Annotated in this window: 5 protein-coding genes; all 5 read left to right on the forward strand. The window is 69.6% G+C overall.

Annotated features, from left to right (window positions below; genetic code table 11):
* A partial coding sequence (locus G5C60_RS49885; RefSeq protein WP_420907488.1) for a ComEC/Rec2 family competence protein occupies positions 1–447 on the forward strand: 447 nt, incomplete at its 5' end.
* 157 nt (positions 448–604) lie between these two features.
* The gene (locus G5C60_RS49890) at positions 605–1,426 is read left to right on the forward strand and encodes an arylamine N-acetyltransferase family protein (protein WP_165270823.1); all 822 of its coding nucleotides are present in this window, start codon (positions 605–607) and stop codon (positions 1,424–1,426) included.
* A gap of 204 nt (positions 1,427–1,630) precedes the next feature.
* Entirely contained in the window at positions 1,631–2,512 is an 882-nt protein-coding gene (locus G5C60_RS49895; protein ID WP_165270825.1) for a YceI family protein, read from the forward strand.
* A 75-nt stretch (positions 2,513–2,587) separates the two neighbouring features.
* Positions 2,588–2,815 carry a hypothetical protein gene (locus tag G5C60_RS49900; protein WP_165270829.1) on the forward strand — a complete coding sequence of 76 codons (228 nt, stop codon included), beginning with the start codon at positions 2,588–2,590 and terminating at the stop codon, positions 2,813–2,815.
* A gap of 63 nt (positions 2,816–2,878) precedes the next feature.
* The coding region (holA, locus tag G5C60_RS49905; protein ID WP_165270827.1) for a DNA polymerase III subunit delta at positions 2,879–3,795 on the forward strand (917 nt) is incomplete at its 3' end.

Consider the following 3,795-nt stretch of genomic DNA (forward strand, 5'->3'; position numbering starts at 1 on the left):
GTGGCGGGGGAGCGGCGGCGTACGGGTGCGCTCGACTGGCGGGTGCTGTGGCCTCCGCCCCGCCCGGCTCCGACTCCGGAAGGCCCGAACGACGCGAGCGTCACCCTGCTCGTGCGGTCGGCCGGGCTGACCCTGCTCCTGCTCGGCGACCTCGAACCGCCCGCCCAGCAGGCCCTGTTGAGATCCCCGACCGGAGCCGACCTGGGTGGCGTGGACGTCCTCAAGGTCGCCCACCACGGATCGGCGTACCAGGACCCGGAACTCATACGCCGGGCGGCGCCACGCCTCGCGCTGATCTCTACGGGCGCCGACAACCCGTACGGGCATCCGGCCCCGAGCACGGTGGCGGCGCTGCGTGCCGGAGGTGCCACGGTGCTGCGTACGGACGAGGACGGGGCGATGGCCGTCGCCGGAGAGGGGGACCGCCTGTGGGTGGCGGGAGACTGAGGCCCCCGGAGCCTGAGTCCCCTGGAGGCTGAGTCCCGTGAGGCCAGGTCCCCGTGAGGGGAGGTCTCGTGAGGCGAGGTCCCGTGAGGCCAGCGTCCGATAGGCCAGGGTCCGTGAGGCCGGGGTCCGGGAGGCCAGGGTCCGGGAAACTGGGGGCATGGAACCCATGCAGGCTTACCTCCGTCGGATCGGGGCCGAGCGCCCCGCGCGGACCACCGTCGATGTGCTCCGTGAACTGCAGCTGCGGCATCTGCTGACCGTGCCGTTCGAGAACCTGTCGATCCACTTGGATGAGGAGATCGTTCTGGAGCAAGAACAGCTCCTGGACAAAGTGGTGGGCGCCCGGAGGGGCGGCTTCTGCTACGAACTGAACGGCGCGTTCGGGGTGCTGCTCGCGGAGCTGGGCTTCGATGTGACGCTGCTCGCGGCGCGGGTGTACGGGGAGGAGGAGCGGCTGGGCATCCCGTTCGACCATCTCGCGCTGCGGGTGCGGACGGTGGACGGCGGTGACTGGCTGGTCGATGTCGGGTTCGGGGCGAACAGCCGCTTTCCGCTGGCCTTCGGGGAGAGGGGCGAGCAGGTGGATCCGGCCGGCACGTTCCGGCTGGTCGAGGCCGGGGCGGATCCGGCTGGCGTGCGGGGAGACGCGGCGGGCTCCGGGGACCTGGACGTCGTGCTGGACGGCAGACCTCAGTACCGGCTGGAGACGAGGCCGCGGGTGCTCGGGGACTTCGTGGGCGGTGCCTGGTGGCACAGCACCTCGCCGTATTCGCCTTTCAAGCAGTCGCTCGTGTGCTCGCGGCTCACCGAGGACGGCGGGCGGATCACCCTCAGTGGTCGCACGTTCACCGTCACGGCCGCCGATGGGACGAAAGAGGGATCGGATCTCGCCACGGACGAGGAGGTGCTGGAGCTGTACCGGGAGAGGTTCGGGATCGTGCTGGAGCGCGTACCAGTGATCGGGAAAGTAAGTCCCTGAGGAGATCCCTGAGGAGGTCCTTGAGGAGGTCTTGAGGGAGGAAATGCAAGTGGAGTGGCCAATTCGGGCTACTCATGGGTATATCCAGCACATCTGCTGGATTCCCGCGATGTGGTCGAGTCTTGCCTCGAAAGCCGCACCAGTGGTCGAATGCATCGCCAGCAGATTGTGTCTTGTTTTGATGTCGCGCGAGGTGTGTCATAGATGGTCGTCCGGTGGCGGGGAAGCCGTAAGAACCGAATGCAACGGACGGGTCTCCTTGCTGCCGTGCCGATGCCGAACGGCGCCGGGGCGCTCAGCTGCCGGGTACTGGATCCGGTCAGCCAGCCGGTGTCGCATGCGGAGTTCACGGTCAGCGATGCCATGGGCCGCCAAGTGGTCAGTGGTGGCGCGGATCCGTTCGGGTCGTTCGTGGCGACGGTTCCCGCGGGTGAGTACCGGCTCGGGGTGTCGGCGGACGGGTACACGCCCCACCGGGAGACCGCCACGGTGCGGGAGAGCGGGGTGACCTCGCTCGGCGATGTGATGCTTCGGGTCGCGCAGCCGCCCGCGCTCCCGGAGCCGGGGGACTGGGAGATCGAGCCGACGCATTCGTCGATCGGGTTCACCGCGCGGCACATCGGACTGGCGCGTGTGCATGGCCGGTTCAACACCTTCGCCGGGGTGATACGGGTCGCCGAGCAGGTGGAGCAGACGGCGATGCACGTGGTGATCGACGCCTCGTCCATCGACACCAACGTGAAGATGCGGGACGACCACCTGCGGTCGGCGGACTTCCTCGACGTCGACCGGTTTCCGACGCTGGAGTTCTACAGCGACCGCTTCGTGCACAAGGGCGGCAACCGATGGGCGGTCACCGGGGCGCTGTCGCTGCACGGGGTGACACGTACGGTCACGCTCGACACCGAGTACCTCGGGCTCGGCAACGGCATGGAGGGCGAGGTGCGGGCGGCGTGCCGGGCCACCACCGAGTTGCGTCGCGACGACTTCACGGTGAGCTGGCAGACGATGCTCGCGCGCGGCATCGCGGTGGTCGGGCCCAGCATCCGGGTCGCCCTGGACGTGCAGGTCGTCCCCAAGGGCTGAAACGCGGCGCGGGATGCTCGGCGCATACCGGAAAATGTCCGCGTGAGCGATGTGAGTCATGTGGATGTGAGACATGTGCTGGTGCTGCCCGACCGCGACGCCGCGGAGGAGGCGGTTCAGGCGCTCGGGGAGCGGTTCGGGATCGACGAGGAGCCGCAGCTCGTACGGGATGCCCTGGCCGGCGAGGACGACGCCGAGGACGCGCAGTGGCTGGTGGTTCTGCGGGACGCCGAGAGGCGGTTCGATGCGGGCGAGCTGGACGAGTTCGCGGGGGAGTGGGACGGCTGGCGGGAAGAGCCGTAGCCGCAGCCCGGCCGGACACGGGTCGGGGGCCGTTGTCAGTGGTGCGTGGGATGCTTGAGCGCGATGGCCAGGAAGACTGAACCCGCAGACACAGCAGACGTACTCGTTCCCGTCACGATCGCCGTGGGGCAGGAGGATCTGCTGCTCGACCGTGCCGTGCGGGAGGTGGTGGCCGCCGCGAGGGCCGCCGATCCGGACACGGATGTACGGGACCTCACGTCGGACCAGTTGCAGCCGGGGACGCTCGCCGAGCTGACGAGTCCTTCGCTCTTCGCCGAGCGGAAGGTCGTGATCGTGCGCGGGGCGCAGGATCTGTCGGCGGACACGGTCAAGGACGTGAAGGCGTATTTCGGGGCGCCCGCCGAAGAGATCACGTTGGTGTTGCTGCATGCCGGCGGGGCCAAGGGCAAGGGGCTGCTCGATGCCGCGCGGAAGACGGGGGCGCGGGAGGTCGCCTGCCCCAAGATGACGAAGCCTGCGGATCGGCTGGCCTTCGTGCGCGGTGAGTTCCGTACGCTCGGGCGGTCGGCCACGCCTGAGGCCTGTCAGGCCCTTGTCGACGCGATCGGGAGTGATCTGCGGGAGCTGGCGTCCGCGGTGGCGCAGCTTGTCGCGGATGTCGAGGGGACGATCGATGACGCCGTCGTCGGCCGGTACTACACCGGGAGGGCCGAGGCCTCCAGCTTCACCGTGGCCGACCGGGCCGTCGAGGGGCGGGCGGCCGAGGCGCTGGAGGCGCTGCGGTGGTCCTTGTCGACGGGGGTTGCGCCGGTGCTGATCACCAGCGCGCTGGCGCAGGGGGTGCGGGCCATCGGCAAGCTTTCCTCCGCGCGCGGGGGTCGTCCGGCTGACCTTGCCCGTGAGCTCGGTATGCCTCCGTGGAAGATCGACCGGGTGCGGCAGCAGATGCGGGGCTGGACTCCGGACGGCGTTGCGGTTGCCCTCCGGGCGGTGGCCGAAGCGGATGCGGGGGTCAAGGG

Origin of the sequence: Streptomyces scabichelini, assembly GCF_011045015.1 — a bacterium.
In the GTDB taxonomy this organism is placed as follows: Bacteria; Actinomycetota; Actinomycetes; order Streptomycetales; family Streptomycetaceae; genus Streptomyces; species Streptomyces scabichelini.